The 16,460-nt window shown below is 34.8% G+C and carries 9 protein-coding genes; 4 read left to right on the plus strand and 5 right to left on the minus strand.

From position 1 onward, the window contains the following. Positions 1-50: 50 nt before the first annotated feature. A complete protein-coding gene (locus tag BUE22_RS08435) occupies positions 51-1,931 on the plus strand; it encodes a M1 family metallopeptidase (protein ID WP_073394566.1) in 1,881 nt (626 codons plus the stop codon). A 68-nt stretch (positions 1,932-1,999) separates the two neighbouring features. Here the strand turns inward: BUE22_RS08435 and BUE22_RS08440 are convergent, their stop codons facing one another. The 3 genes from BUE22_RS08440 to BUE22_RS08450 form a co-directional block, all read right to left on the minus strand. Then, entirely contained in the window at positions 2,000-3,202 is a 1,203-nt protein-coding gene (locus BUE22_RS08440; protein ID WP_073394567.1) for a DUF418 domain-containing protein, read from the minus strand. 146 nt (positions 3,203-3,348) lie between these two features. After that, positions 3,349-4,545 (minus strand): DUF418 domain-containing protein, encoded by a 1,197-nt coding sequence (locus tag BUE22_RS08445; RefSeq protein ID WP_073394568.1) that lies wholly within the window; start codon positions 4,543-4,545, stop codon positions 3,349-3,351. Between the two features lie 189 nt (positions 4,546-4,734). Beyond that, positions 4,735-5,673 carry an L-threonine 3-dehydrogenase gene (locus BUE22_RS08450; protein WP_073394569.1) on the minus strand — a complete coding sequence of 313 codons (939 nt, stop codon included), beginning with the start codon at positions 5,671-5,673 and terminating at the stop codon, positions 4,735-4,737. A 293-nt stretch (positions 5,674-5,966) separates the two neighbouring features. Here BUE22_RS08450 and BUE22_RS08455 point away from each other — a divergent pair, with 293 nt between their 5' ends. From BUE22_RS08455 to BUE22_RS08465, 3 genes are all read left to right on the plus strand, one after another. Then, entirely contained in the window at positions 5,967-6,599 is a 633-nt protein-coding gene (locus BUE22_RS08455) for a hypothetical protein (RefSeq protein WP_073394570.1), read from the plus strand. Beyond that, on the plus strand, positions 6,592-9,957 hold the full coding sequence (gene mfd, locus BUE22_RS08460) for a transcription-repair coupling factor (protein WP_073394571.1): 3,366 nt from the start codon (positions 6,592-6,594) through the stop codon (positions 9,955-9,957). The genes BUE22_RS08455 and mfd overlap by 8 nt, the downstream gene beginning before the upstream one ends. A 184-nt stretch (positions 9,958-10,141) precedes the next feature. Next, a complete protein-coding gene (locus BUE22_RS08465) occupies positions 10,142-10,696 on the plus strand; it encodes a DUF5683 domain-containing protein (protein WP_073394572.1) in 555 nt (184 codons plus the stop codon). 201 nt (positions 10,697-10,897) lie between these two features. On the opposite strand, the gene BUE22_RS08470 is transcribed toward BUE22_RS08465, so the two are convergent. Next, complete coding sequence (locus BUE22_RS08470; protein ID WP_073394573.1) at positions 10,898-14,011, minus strand: Ig-like domain-containing protein; 3,114 nt, start codon at positions 14,009-14,011, stop codon at positions 10,898-10,900. A gap of 229 nt (positions 14,012-14,240) precedes the next feature. Continuing rightward, positions 14,241-16,421, minus strand: coding sequence for a glycoside hydrolase family 97 protein (locus BUE22_RS08475; RefSeq protein WP_073394574.1), 2,181 nt, complete (start codon positions 16,419-16,421; stop codon positions 14,241-14,243). Positions 16,422-16,460 lie beyond the last annotated feature (39 nt).

Raw genomic sequence — 16,460 nt, forward strand, 5'->3', positions numbered from 1 at the left:
ACTAATCCAGTGGAAGAGTGCGAACTCTTCCATTTTTTATTATAAAAATCATGCATAAAATTATTCTACTTTCTTTTTTGAGTTTTGGTTTAAACTCAGCTTTTGCACAAAGCGCTCCGTATTGGCAACAACATGCCGATTATAAAATGGAGGTTTCGATGGATGTAAAAAACTATCAGTACAAAGGAAAACAAGAATTGGTTTATACCAATAATTCTCCTGATACTTTAAGAAAGGTGTTCTATCATTTATTTCCAAATGCATTTCAGCCAGGAAGTGAAATGGATGCCCGCCTTCATTTTATAAAAGATCCGGACGGAAGAATGGTCAATAAAATAAAAGGTGCTGATGGAAAAGATGTAAAACAAAGCAGAATTGAAACTTTAAAACCAAATGAAATCGGTTTTTTAAAAATTAACAATCTTAAACAAGATGGTGTTTCGGCCCAAACAAGAGTTTCAGGAACAATTCTGGAAGTAACTTTGGCGAAACCAATTTTACCAAATTCTAAATCAACTTTTACATTAGATTTTGACGGACAAGTTCCCGTACAAGTTCGTCGTTCAGGACGTAATAATTCTGAAGGAGTTGAATTGTCAATGTCGCAATGGTATCCAAAATTAGCCGAATTTGATTTCGAAGGCTGGCACGCAGATCCATACATTGCCAGAGAATTTCACGGTGTTTGGGGTAATTTTGATGTAAAAATTACAATCGATAAAGAGTATACTATTGGAGGTTCAGGATATTTGCAGGATAAAAACGAAATTGGTCACGGTTACGAAGATGCCGGTGTAACGGTTACATATCCTAAAAAGGCAAAAACATTAACGTGGCATTTTATAGCGCCAAATGTTCATGATTTTACCTGGGCGGCTGATAAAGAATATACGCACGATATTGTAAAAGGACCAAATGATGTCGATTTGCATTTCTTCTACAAAAACAATCCAAAAACAACCGCAAACTGGAAACAATTAGAACCTCTAATGGTGAAAGTTATGGAGTATTACAATCACAGAGTTGGACAATATCCATACAAACAATATTCATTTATTCAAGGTGGAGATGGCGGAATGGAATATGCAATGTGTACGCTAATGTTAGGAAACGGAACGCTGGAAGGAATTCTGGGAACTGCAACACATGAATTAGGACATTCCTGGTTTCAGCATATTTTAGCTTCAAACGAATCTAAACACCCATGGATGGATGAAGGTTTTACAACCTATATTGAAGATAGCGCTTTGAATGAATTAAAAGGAGATAAAAAAGAAGTAAATCCGTTTAAAGGAAATTATGCTGCTTATTATCAATTGGTTCAATCAGGAAAAGAGCAGCCACAAACAACACATGGTGATCGTTACGATGAAAACAGACCTTATAGTATTTCATCTTATATAAAAGGAAGTATCTTTTTATCGCAATTAGAATATGTAATTGGAAAAGAAAATCTTGACGCTACTTTAAAAAGATATTTTAATGATTTCAAATTCAAACACCCAACTCCAAATGATATCAAAAGATCGGCAGAAAGAGTTTCAGGAGCTGAGTTAGATTGGTATTTAATCGACTGGGCTCAAACAGCCAATACAATTGATTACGGCATAAAAGATGTTGCTGATAATGCAGGAAAAACAACGGTTACTCTGGAAAGAATTGGAAGAATGCCAATGCCAATAGATTTAAAAGTAGAATATACAGACGGAACTTCTGAAAACTTCTACATTCCGTTAAGAATGATGAATTTCATCAAACCGAATCCAAATCCAAACGAAAAAAGAACCGTTTTAGAAGATTGGGCTTGGGCACAGTCAAACTATAGTTTTGCAATCGATAAAAACAAAGAAGCAATCAAAAAAATCACAATTGATCCAAGCGGATTAATGGCTGATATAAAAGCTCCCAATAATGTTTTTGAAGTGAAATAATTTACTTGATAAAATAACAAAAGCCCTTAAAATTAATTTTTTAAGGGCTTTTCTATTCAGTAATGAATCTATAAAACAGGTTTTATATCAGTTACAATATCATTTTGTCTATTCTTTTTTAAAGGAAACATTTTTCTGTAACTTAATACTCTCCATAGCCATTCAACCGGGCCATAATTGAATTTTGAAAGCCACCATTTGCTTATAAACAACTGAATTGTAAAAACAAAAACAGCCAAGAAAAAGTAAAACCAATAAGGCAGTGTATTGTAAATTTTGAAACCAATTCCTGAGAAAAGAAAACACGCAATAATATTTTGCATCAGATAATTGGTCAGCGTCATTTTACCGCTTACTCTAAAATAACTAAAAATTGTTTTCAGTTTTCCGTTGGTATACAACAAACAAATTCCAGACGAAATACAAAGCATCGTATTTATTATGATCCACAAAACGGGATGAAAAACCGTGAAAATTATTTTCTGCTTAATTGCAATTTCAAAAAGAGCACCTGCAATTATGGCCAGAATTAACGTAATTAAAAAAGTTCTTTTTAATAGTTTTTTAAATTCAGGTAAACGATTAAAAAAGTTAATTTTTTGGGCATAAAAACCTAAAAGCATAAGAGCAAACATCACAACATGAACCGTAACAGCATAACGAAGACTAATCATTTCCTGATAATAAGTTCCCAGTAAGTTAAATTGAAATACATCCAGCCAATTATCAGAATAAAATAGTTTTAAATATTTAGCCGTAGACTGTACATCGGGTAATGTTTGTTTTATCGAATTAATATAAGCGCTAAGAAACGGAACAGATAAAAGAAGTATTCCGCAAGTTATTAAAATTGTTTTTGGAGAACTTCTGTAAAAGAACAAAAGTAACAACCCTAAAAAAGCATAATCTTTTAAGATATCGCCCAGCCAAAAAGCAGAATTTATAAAAGCAAAAAGAAATAAAATAAACATTCTCCAGCAAAAAAAGGAAACAGGATTTTTACCTTTTTCTGCAACATTATTAATAAGAACTGCAAATCCGTAGCCAAATAAAATGCTTAACAAAGTCCAGGATTTAGCAGAAAAAAAATAAAGATTGAAATAACTGATAATCTCAGAAAAAATGCCTTTTTTCATGATAAACCGTTCTAATCCAATGTAGCGGAAATCAACATAATTTCCTATTGCAACTCCCAATAAAGCCCAGCCTCTTAAAATATCAACAATAGCGGTTCTTTTATCTTCCTGAACGGGCTGAAATGAATTTGTCATAAATTAAAATGGTTTTTTGGTATAAAATGCTTTTGGTTTAATGTATTCAAATGTAAGAAAATAATCAGAAAATCAATTTTTATAACATTATGTGAAATCAAAATATGAGATAAAAAAATCTCGAAATAAATTCAGCATTTCTTGTTTTAGACTGTTCTTACTTCCGAAATAATTTCCGATTGTTTTTTCTTCTTAAACGGAAATAATTTTCGATAACTGGCACATCTCCAAAGCCATTCAATTGGTCCGTAATTGTATTTAGACAACCACCATTTACTTATAAATAATTGAAGAATAAAGACAAAAATAGCCAGTGCAAAGAAAAACCAATAGGGCATTGTAGCTTTGATTCCCAAACCAATTCCGGAAAAAATAAGAGCCGCCAGAATATTTTGAGCAATATAATTGGTCAAAGTCATTTTGCCGCCAGCACTAAAATAACTGAAAATCGTTTTGAGTTTTCCATTAACGAATAACAGCGTAATTCCGGTTGCAATAAAAACCATTGTACTTAAAATTAGCCAGAAATACGGGTGGAAAAATTTAAGAAAACCCGCTTTGTATTCAATAGCGACGAAGAAAACAACACCAATTATAACGGCAATAACTAAACTGCTTATAAGTACATATTTCAAAAGTTTTTTCATTTCGTTTAACCTGTCAAAAAAGTTTAATTTTTGAAGCATAACCCCAAAAAGCATACAGCCGAGCATTACAACATGGGCGGTAATGGCATAGCCTGGAGCAATGATTTGTTGGTAAAAAGAAGCCAATAAATTAAATTTAAAAAACTCCAGCCAGTTTCCGGAATAATACAATTTTAAATATTCAGGATTTGAAATAATGTCTATTCTTTCAAAATTAAAGCTTTTGATGTAAGCCATTACAAAAGGAATAATAAGAATAAGGACAGCAGAAATAATACCTAATGTTTTTGCCGAACATTTATAAAAAAGCAATAGTACAAGTCCTAAAAAAGCATAATCTTTTAATATGTCCCCAAACCAAAAAGCAGAATGAATAAAAGCCAGTATAAAAAGCAAAAACATTCGCCAGCTAAAAAAAGTAACAGGGTTTTTACCCTTTTCGGTGACATTATTAATTAAAATAGCAAAGCCATAGCCAAATAAAATGGTTAATAAAGTCCATGATTTTCCTGCGAAAAAAAACTGATCAAACTTAGATAATATTTCAGATAAAACACTATTGGTTTCATTTGGCACACTAATGTGCGGAAGACCGCAATAATTGCCAATAACTACACCTAATATAGCCCAGCCACGAAGAATATCGACAATAGCAGTTCTTTTGCCTTGTTCGATAGGATGATAAGAATTTGTCATTTGATTAACGTTTTTGTTGTGATTTGATTGATGATTTTAGATAAATTTGAATTTATTCTGATACAGCCAAAAATAAGAAATTATGCAATCGAATAATTATCTTTAAAATATCTTTCATAAAAAAAGCGTGATAATCTAAAGAATTACTTTCAGATTATCACGCCTTAAAGGGTTGATGAATATTGGAGCTTAACTCAAATGTTCAATCATATCTTTTGTCATAGATTCAAGATCAAAGGTATGTTTCCAGTTCCAGTCTTCTCTTGCAGAACGGTCATCAATACTTGCCGGCCAGCTGTCCGCAATTTTCTGGCGGAAATCCGGTTCATAAGTAATCTCAAATTCAGGAATATGTTTTTTAATTTCAGCAGCAATTTCAGTTGGAGTAAAACTCATTGCAGCCAAATTGTATGACGAATGTATTTTGATATCTTCAGCAGGAGCTTTCATGATATTGATGGTCGCTTCAATCGCATCATCCATATACATCATTGGCATTTTGGTTTCGGAAGATAAAAAGCATTCGTATTTTTTATCTGCGATAGCCTTATAAAAAATATCAACCGCATAATCTGTAGTTCCACCGCCCGGAGGAGTAGACCAGCTAATTAAACCAGGATAACGAATACTGCGAACATCAACACCATAAATATTATGGTAATATTCACACCATCTTTCACCCGCTTGTTTGCTGATTCCGTAAACCGTTGAAGGTTCCATTATGGTGTATTGAGGTGTATTTTCTTTTGGAGTTGTAGGACCAAAAACGGCAATACTTGATGGCCAGAAAATCTTTTTTATTTTTTTTGCTTTCGCCAGATTCAAAACATGAAAAAGAGAATTCATATTTAAATCCCATGCAAAAGCCGGATTTTTTTCAGCTGTAGCCGATAAAAGAGCTGCCATCAAATAGATATCAGTAATTTGATGTATTTCAACAAGATGCTCAATTTGATTAAAATCTAAAGCATTGACCACTTCAAAAGGCCCTGAATTTACAACGTCGGTATTTAATTTTCGAATATCAGAAGCAATTACATTTTCTGTTCCGTATAACTTACGCAGCTTTTGAGTCAACTCTGTCCCAATCTGACCGCAAGCGCCAATGATCAATATTTTTGGATTCATTTATGAAGATTTAGTCTTGCAAATATAACGTTTTCGCAAATAATTTTATTTTTTATACCATTAAATTATAAAATTAACAATAATGAAGTTTGTTTTTTAGATTATTCGCTGAACCTGTTAAAGCGCATTTGCCACGAATTCACGAATTTTCTTTTTCTTGGTTGATTAATAAATGAATAAAATTCGTGAATTCGTGGCTATTAAATAGTAGTTAAAGTTTAGTATTTGTGATGAAAATCAGAATTCGTAATTGTAAATTTACTTTGTAACTTTGTAGCTTAATGTTTTGCCAAATGAAATATAAAATATCTCTTTTTTTACTTTTAATTTTTGTGTTGAATTCTTGTCAGGATGAAAACGAAAAACGTCTTGCTGAGAACAAAAAAGAAGCAAAAAAGAAAGAAAAAATCTTCGATAATATTAATAAAGCTTGGGTTTTTATTGATGAACCGATCAATGAAGTTTCCGAAAAAAATGAAAGAGAATGGACTGAATGGCGTGATTTTTTAAAAGAAATTGGAGAGAAACCGAGAAAGACAATTGGTGCGTTTCAAAAAAAATCAGCAGCAATTTCAAAAAAAGCGATGGCTTTAAACAACAATATTCCAGCGCAATTTAATCAGCCACAAATAAAAAGCCGAATTTCTATTTTGATTACCAAAGTCAAAATGATGGATTTATTTATTCATTTAAATCAAATTCCGGATGAAAAGGTTACTTTTTTAATTGGAGAAATAAATAAGGAAATGGTTTCTTTAGAAAGACAATTTGACAAAATTGTAGAGAAAAGTAAGATTCCGAAAGAACAAGGAGAAGAGGATTTCCTGAGAATGTTAGATACAACACGTGCCATTCCGAACACAACAGCAGCACCCATAATGCCGCCGCCACGAAATATAGATCAAAATTCACCAAAAGTTGAGTAAAAACGCCTTATATACTACGTATGACAATTTGCCTAAAACACAGCAGATTGCCACACAATTACTGGAACAGAATCAGGTAAAAATGCATCTTAGCGGATTGTTAGGATCGGCTGTTTCGTTTATAATCCGCGGAGTTTTCAAAAAAACCGAATTGCCTTTTTTAGTTGTTTTAGACAATAAAGAAGAAGCGGCTTATTATTTAAATGATTTAGAACAAATGATTGGCGAGCAGGATGTATTGTTTTATCCCGCTTCATTTCGTCGTCCGTATCAGGTTGACGAAACAGATAATGCCAATGTTTTGCTTCGTGCTGAGGTTTTAAACAGAATAAATTCCAGAAAAAAACCAGCCATCATTGTTACGTATCCTGAAGCTCTTTTTGAGAAAGTAGTTACGCGTCAGCAATTAGATAAAAACACTTTGAAAGTGGCTTTAAACGATAAAATTTCGATTGATTTTATCAACGAAGTTTTATTTGAATACGAATTTAAAAGAGTTGATTTTATTACAGAACCAGGAGAATTTTCGGTTCGTGGAGGAATTGTCGACGTCTTTTCTTTTTCAAACGATCATCCGTACCGAATTGAGTTTTTTGGTAACGAAGTAGACAGTATCCGAAGCTTTGATGTCGAAACACAATTGTCTGTCGAAACACATAAAAAAATTACGATTATCCCGAATGTTGAAAACAAGATATTTCAGGAAAACCGTGAAAGCTTTTTAGATTATATTGCCGAGAAAACAGTTATTTTCATTCAAAATACCGACGGACTTTTTAGTCAGTTAGACAAACAATTTGCAAGGGCAGAAGAAGCTTTTGAAAAACTTTCAGGAGAAATAAAACATGCAACGCCCGAACAATTATTTTTAAATCAGAGTTCGTTTATTAAACGAGCTTTGGATTTTTCGATTGTAGAATTGGCTTCAAAACCCATTTTTAAAACGACAAAAAAATTCGAATTTCATTTTCAGCCTCAGCCATCCTTCAATAAACAATTTGATTTATTGCTGAATAATTTGAGCGAAAATCATTTTAACGGATATAAAAATTATTTGTTCTGTTCGAATGAAACGCAGGCAAAACGTTTTCATGATATTTTTGAATCGCTTGATGAAGCTAATTCTGAAAACATCAGAAAACAGTATAATACTATTGTACTACCTCTTTACCAGGGTTTTATTGACGAAGAAAATCAAATAACGGCTTATACAGATCACCAGATTTTTGAACGTTATCATAAATTCAACATCAAAAACGGCTATTCTAAAAAGCAAAATATTACGCTGAAGGAATTAACCGCACTTTCGGTTGGCGATTATGTAACGCACATTGATCACGGAATTGGAAAGTTTGGCGGACTGCAGAAAATTCAGGTGGAAGGCAAAACGCAGGAAGCCATAAAATTGGTTTATGCCGATAATGATATTGTGTATGTGAGCATTCACTCGCTTCATAAAATCTCCAAATACAACGGAAAAGACGGAACGCCACCAAAAATTTATAAACTAGGATCGAACGCCTGGAAAATTTTAAAACAAAAAACCAAAGCGCGCGTCAAACATATTGCATTTAACTTGATTCAGTTGTATGCCAAACGCCGATTGGAAAAAGGGTTTCAATTTGCACCAGACAGTTATTTGCAGAACGAATTAGAAAGTTCGTTTATTTATGAAGATACGCCGGATCAAACCAAATCTACGCAGGAAGTAAAAGCCGATATGGAAAGCGATCGCCCGATGGATCGTTTGGTTTGTGGTGATGTTGGTTTTGGTAAAACAGAGGTTGCGATTCGTGCTGCTTTTAAAGCGGTTGATAACAGTAAACAAGTTGCTGTTTTGGTTCCCACAACTATTTTGGCGTATCAGCATTACAGAACTTTCACAGAAAGATTAAAAGACATGCCAGTTTCTGTTGGTTACTTAAACCGATTTAGAACAGCAAAACAAAAAACGCAAACCTTAAAAGATTTAGCCGAAGGAAAACTCGATATTGTCATCGGAACACACCAATTGGTTAACAAAAATGTTGTTTTTAAAGACTTAGGTTTATTGATTGTCGATGAGGAACAAAAATTTGGAGTTAACGTAAAAGACAAATTAAAAACGATTGCTGCGAATGTTGACACGCTGACATTAACAGCAACACCAATTCCGAGAACACTTCAGTTTTCGTTAATGGCTGCGCGCGATTTATCAGTAATTACAACGCCTCCGCCAAATCGATATCCGATAGAAACTAATGTTGTTGGTTTTAATGAAGAGATTATTCGTGACGCGATTTCGTATGAAATTCAAAGAAACGGACAAGTTTTTTTCATCAATAACCGCATCGAAAACATTAAAGAAGTGGCAGGAATGATTCAGCGTTTGGTACCAAATGCCAGAGTTGGAATTGGTCACGGACAAATGGATGGAGCCAAACTAGAGGAATTAATGTTGGCTTTCATGAACGGAGATTTTGATGTTTTGGTAGCAACAACAATTATCGAAAGTGGTTTGGATGTACCAAACGCCAACACGATTTTTATCAATAATGCCAATAATTTTGGACTTTCAGATTTGCATCAAATGCGTGGTCGAGTAGGACGAAGCAACAAAAAAGCATTCTGCTATTTTATCTGTCCGCCATATTCTTCTATGACCGAAGATGCGAGAAAACGTATTCAGGCTTTGGAACAATTTAGTGAATTGGGAAGCGGTTTCAACATTGCCATGAAAGATCTTGAAATTCGTGGTGCGGGAGATTTATTAGGTGGCGAACAAAGTGGTTTCATCAATGAAATTGGCTTTGATACGTACCAAAAAATCATGAACGAAGCTATCGAAGAATTAAAAGAAAACGAATTCAAAGATTTATATCCGGAAGAAAATAATATCGACACCAAAGAATACGTAAAAGACATTCAAATCGATGCCGATTTTGAGCTTTTATTTCCAGATGAATACATTAATAATGTGTCAGAACGTTTGGTTTTATATAACGAATTGGGTGCCATAAAAGATGAAGCCGGATTACAGGAATATGAAAGAAAATTAATTGATCGTTTTGGCCCATTGCCAAAACAAGCAACAGCACTACTAAATAGCATCCGTATAAAATGGATTGCTACGAAAGTGGGAATTGAAAAATTAGTCTTGAAACAAGGCAAAATGATTGGTTATTTTGTTTCAGATCAGCAATCAGATTATTATCAATCGTCTAAGTTCAGAAACGTTTTACAATTTATTCAAAAGCATAGTTCTCTCTGCAAAATGAAAGAAAAACAAACCGTAAACGGACTACGTTTGCTCTTAACTTTTGAGAATGTAAAATCAATAAAACGAGCTCTAGAATTGATGGAATTGTTTGAGGAATAAACGTATCTAAAATGATAGCCACGAATTCACGAATTATTTCAAAATTGATTCGTGAATTCGTGGCGAAAAAAACTAATCTAAACATATTCTAAATTCTAAATATTAAGTTTTATTTATCTTTTACTTAAGAAAAAACTTAGAAGTAATAAGGTTTCTTTGGATGAAATTTCCAAACCAACTTTATATGCAATACCACTTTATTCTTTTGTTTTTATTTTTTGGATTAACTTCAATTTTTGCCCAGGAAAAACCACAAATTATAGCTGTTGACACTTTAAAATCTGAAACCATTGATCCGCTTCGTCCAGCCAAAGCAGCATTTTATTCTGCTATTTTTCCGGGTTTAGGGCAGATTTATAATAAAAAGTACTGGAAACTTCCTTTAGTTTATGGCGCTATTGGAACAAGCGCTTATTTTTATTTTGACAGTCAGAAAAACTATAATATTTACAGAGACGAATACAAAAACAGACTTGCAGGAAACACAAGTGATTCTGAATATTTGTCCAGATTAAGTGAAAGTCAATTAATAACTGCTCAAAAGCAATTTCAGAGAAACAGAGATTTATCGGCTTTGTTTGTTGTTGGGTTTTATATTTTAAATATAATCGACGCTAATATTGACGCTGCTTTATCCCAATTTAATGTAAGTGAAAAATTAGCTTTTAAACCTGCTATTAATAGGAATACATTAACATCAAAAGATGATTTTGGAGTAGCTTTAAATTATTCGTTTTAAAAAAAGGTTACCACGCATTTGCTTCGCCTGTTCGCTATCGCTCGGGTCACAAATCCCCACGAATTAAATTTAGTTTACACATAAAAAAATTAGTGCTAATTAGAGAAATTCATTGCAAACAAAAAAGTAAGCCCGAATGAAATTTTCATTCGGGCTTACTTTTTAAGCAAATATTATTTCGAGAAATTCGTATAAAAAAACCTACTTAACAATCAGTTTTTTATTCACATTCAAATCTTTAGAGTTAATATTTACAATATAAATTCCAGAAGCCAAATGATGATTAATTTGCCCAGAAGCCGAAAGTCTTTCTTTTAAAACAATTCTTCCATTCATGTCAGAAACCGTAATTAAAGCCGAATCTCCAGCTTCTAATTCAGGTAATAAAACCTGAAAATTATCTGTAGAAGGATTTGGATAAATAGCAACTACTTTTTCAGATTCAGAAACGGCATCAATTTTTAAAGCAGATTTCCCTGTTCCAACAGTTGTTGGTTCTAGTTGCCATTGTGCGCTAAACCAGCCATCTTGCGAGTTTCCGTATTGCGCAGATCCGGTTTGGTTTTCAACATGAATAATGTTTCCGGACTGCCATCTATTTCTTAATCTTGTCCATGTTCCGTCGATATAATCGCTTGACCATTGTGCACTCCAAAATGTTGTATCCGTTATATTACACTGAACACTTCCAGTTTGACCTTCAATATTAATTAGTTCGCCTGTTGCTACATTCTTCAATACAAAATAAGTGGCGTCTATTGCAATTTTTTGCCATTTGTAACTGTTGCCAGAAACTGTTGTTCCGTAACCAACATTGGCGCCTGAATCAGATAAATAAGCACCTGTCCACCTGTTTTTTATTGTGTAATAAGTTCCTCCTGTTGGAGTTGTTGAAACCGTAACAGCACAAGTACTTGTTTTACTTCCATCAACTGTTGTAACGGTGATTGTTGCTGTTCCATTCGCTACAGCGGTAATTAAACCAGAACTGTTTACAGTTGCCACAGCTGTATTACTTGAACTATAAGTTACAGCTTTATTAGTGGCATTAGATGGCAAAACAGTGGGTGTTAATTGTTGCGTTGCACCAACATTTAAAGATACCGAAGTTGGACTCAAACTTACACTGGTTACCGCGACACCTGTTCCCGGATTAGAATCATACCAGGTTGTATTCATGTACCAACCTGTTTTGTTTCGACTTAAATCTGCAGATTGACTTGTTCCGTCATTAAAAATTAAATTAGTTGAAGTTACATTCGTGAATGTGTAGCTGTACCAGCCATTTCCGGCATTGGTCATGTTTACGCCCGGCCATGAAGCATCTGCCAAAATACCTGTTGGTAAAGCACTCCAATAATAGATTTTAATTGCGGTTCCCCAATTTGATGGTTTATAGAAATACACCGTAAAATTAGTATTCGGATTTATGGTAATAGTTGCCGTTGCGGTTTTATTTCCGTCTTGAGTTGTTGTTGTAATTGTTGCTGTTCCCGCAGAAACTGCAGTTACCAATCCAGACGAATTTACAGTTGCAATTGCTGTATTACTAGAACTCCACGTTAACGTTTTGTTTGTTGCGTTTGCCGGAGCAATTGTAGCAGAAAGCTGTTGTGTATTTCCGGCATATAAACTTGCCGTTGTTGGCGAAACACTTACAGAAGCAACCGGAATTGCCGCAACAGTTATTGCTGAAGTCGCAGTTTTATTTCCATCAACCGTTTTTACTGTAATTGTTGTTGTTCCTGCAGAAACCGCTGTAACCAATCCGGATGCATTTACTGTGGCAACTGCAGTATTGCTCGATGTCCAGGTTAAGTTTTGATTTGTTGCATTTGCCGGAGCAATAGTTGGATTTAATTGTTGTGTAGATCCTAAACCAACCGTTGCTGAAGTTGGATTTACAGAAACTCCTGTAACTGCAACAACAGGTGCATTTGTATTCGTTAAAACCAAATATTCGTAAGCGGCAAACGATCTTGTTGCGCCAGCAGTTAAAGTTACTGAAGCATTATTGTTATACGGATTTACATAAGTTCCCGCCAATGCAGCCGGAATTACATACGATTTTGAAGCATTTCTTAAATTCGACATTACGATTACTTTTTCAGTACCTAATGTTTTAGTAAAAATACTGATATCATCGTTTGCATACATCGTTAAATCTCCACGTCTGATCGCTGCGCTTGCGGTTCTAAAGTTTAGAATTTTAGCAAAATCGGCTGCCGCAGTTGGGTTTTGCGACCAGTTGAATTTGAATCCCTGCCATGGCCAATCTGTTTTGGGTTCGTAATCAATTTCCTGACCGCTCATTAAAAACGGAACGCCTTTCATATAAGCAGAAACTAAAAAGTTTGCCACAATTCCGTTATGATTGTTGAAGATTACAAAAGGCCTTTGTACACCATTATCATTCGTATATGTATCATGATTTCCAGTATAACGAACGGCTTGATTTGAACCCGTTGCATTTGCATATTCGTAATCATTTATTGTTTGAAAACGCTGCGAAACCGGACCTCCGGCAGCAACATCTTTTAAGGCATTCCAAAACCATCTGTCGCCAAAATTCATATCAAAACCTGCCGTAAAATTGGCTTGTCTGTCTCCTTCGGCTAACATTAATAGTTTATGAGACGAAATTCCACGGATGTTTCCGATAACTTCTGACCAGAAATCAAGCGGAGGATTATTAGCATAATCACAACGGTATCCGTCGACGTTTGCTGCCAGAATCCAATAACGCATGGCATCTTTTATGGCATTTCTTGTAGCGGAACTATTAAGATCCAGAGCGGCTATATCTGAAAAGTTTCCTAATTGCTGGATGGTTGTTCCGCTTCGCAGATAATACTCAGGATGCGAAACGGTCCATGCATTATCCCAGGAAGTTCCGTTGATGGCAATATCTAAAATAACGGCCATTCCTCGGCTGTGAGCGCCATCAACCAAAGTCCTTAAATCTGCAAGTGAACCATATTCTGATCCTACGGCTTTAAAATCTTTGATACAATAAGGTGAAGGCGAACTTTTGGAATCGGTTCCGTGTGGGTAAATGGGCATTAAATAAATAACATTGGTACCAAGTGCTTTTATATTATCTAATCGGGCGGTTACTCCGGCTAAGTTTCCGTTGGCACTAAACGGACGTATATGCACCTGATACATGTTTACGTCACGAGTATCCGGAACGCCTGCAAATGGTGTTCCGTACTGAGGAGGATCCTGAGCGTAAAGTGAACTTGCAAATAATAATAGAAAACAGATTAGTGTTTTCGTGAAATGAAAAAATCTGGTGGTAATTGTAGTTTCCATAATTTCGGTTTTTGCATGCTTGTCGGCATCTTAACTAAAATTCATTCTCACTCGCATTGTTTTTTTAATTCGACAAACATTTTGTGGTTAATAGTTTTCAAGTAGTATAATTCTTAATTTTCGCCCATAAAAGAGCATAGATTTTTAGCCACGAATTCACGAATTAAGCATTTATTTAAAATCTTAATTTTGAAAAATTCGTGAATTCGTGGCAAAAAAACTTAGTAATTTATAACTTTTTCAATCCCTTTAATTCTGATGCATTTCCTTCTTTGATGCTGATGGCAACACCTCCGCCCGGAGCTAAATACTGTTTTAAAATTGTTTTTGAGGTTACAACAACTTTAGTCACCGTATATTTTTGTGGATTTTTATCCCAATTCGCTTCTTTGGCATCGGCATAAATTGTGGCTATGAATTTTTTTCCGGCAGGTAAATAATCAAAAGTAATGTTGGCAGTTCTGGCATTTTCATCTGTAATTCCACCAAGAAACCAGGCATCTTTTCCTTTGGCTTTACGGGCAATTGTGATGTAATCTCCAGGTTCTGCTTCCAAAACATAACTGTTATCCCAATCTACAGCAACATCTTTAATGAACTGGAATGCATCTGGAAAACGCTCGTAATTCCCCGGAATATCTGCCGCCATTTGCAACGGACTATACATCGTAACATAATACGCCAATTGTTTTACCAAAGTCGTATTCACACGCTGTGAACTTCCTGTTCCGTAATAAGATAAATCAGTTTGGAAAATTCCCGGAGTATAATCCATTGGTCCACCCATTAAACGGGTAAATGGTAAAATAGTAGTGTGATCCGGTGCTAAACCTCCCATAGATTCAAACTCCGTTCCGCGCGCAGATTCCTGAGCAACCCAGTTAGGAAAAGTTCGGTGTAAACCCGTTGGTCGAACCGCTTCGTGACTGTCAATCATAATTTTATAATCGGCGGCACGTTTGGCTACGTTAATGTAATGATTGACCATCCATTGTCCGTCATGGTGTTCGCCACGCGGAATAATTTTCCCTACATAACCTGTTTTTACAGCATCATAACCGTTGTCATTCATAAATTGAAAAGCACGATCTAAACGACGCTCGTAATTGGTTGCAGATCCTGAAGTTTCGTGGTGCATGATAATTTTCACTCCTTTTGAAGCAGCGTAGGCGTGAACAGCTTTTACATCAAAATCAGGATAAGCGGTTACGTAATCAAAAACTTCTTCTTTCCAGTTTCCAATCCAGTCTTCCCAACCAATGTTCCATCCTTCAATAAGGATTGCATCAAAACCATTTTTAGAAGCAAAATCAATGTATTCTTTTGCGCGTTCTGTTGTGGCTCCATGTTTTCCATTCGGCGTAAGCTTCGTGAAATCATCGGTTAATTTTACGTTGTTTTCTTTTCCGAAAGCCCATGTACTTTTTCCGGCAACGAAATATTCCCACCAAATCCCGATGTATTTTACCGGTTTTATCCACGAAACATCTTTGTAGCTTGTTGGTTCGTTGAGGTTCAGAATTAATTTGGATGCTAAAATCTCAGTTGCTTTATCGCTTACCACAATGGTTCTCCAAGGCGATTGCGCATCGGTTTGCATATATCCTTTTGCTCCAACAGCATCTGGCGCCAAATGACTTTTCATTTTGTTGTTTACAGCATCAACTTCAAGATACATTGCCGGATAATTGATTAATCCTGCTTCGTGAATATTGATATATAAACCGTCGTCAGATTTCATCATAGTTGGCGTTTGCACTGATAATTCTTTTATCGGCCATTGCGAATTGATTTCGATCGTCGCTTTTTTCATCAACGAAGGAACTTCAGAAATTTTCGAAGTTGTATACGCATATTCATTGGTATCATAATCTCCCGGGATCCAGAAAATTTTATGATTTCCAGCCAGATTAAATTCAGAACGTTCTTCTTTTATAACAAAATAACTCAAATCATTTTGCTTTGGAAATTCATATCTAAAACCTAATCCGTCGTTGAATAAACGGAAACGAATTCTAATATATCTGTTATTGTTTTTAGCCTGAGCCAAAGTCACAACCAATTCGTTATAGTTATTGCGTATTGTTTTTTCTTCACCTAAAACAGGATTCCAAGAATCATCAACAGAGGATTGTGCTGTATTTGTGATGGTAAAACCATCCATAAACGAAGGCAAATTTTGAAGTTCTAAACCCAAAGAACTTGGCTTTATAACTGCTTTTTGTTTGTATGATAATTGGTAAGACGGAACTCCGCCTTCTTTTAATTCAAATTTTAAGGAAATATTTTTGTTTGGCGAAGTTATTTCCTGCGCGTGAATCCATAAGGAATTGGCACAGACAATAAAACACAACGCGATTTTTTTGCCTAAACGAATTTGAAGCAATGATTTGTGGGATTGAAAATTCATGTTTTATTTAGTTTTTTGCAAATCTAATTTATTAAAGTG

The sequence above is a fragment of the Flavobacterium pectinovorum genome, from assembly GCF_900142715.1.
Lineage (GTDB): Bacteria > Bacteroidota > Bacteroidia > Flavobacteriales > Flavobacteriaceae > Flavobacterium > Flavobacterium pectinovorum.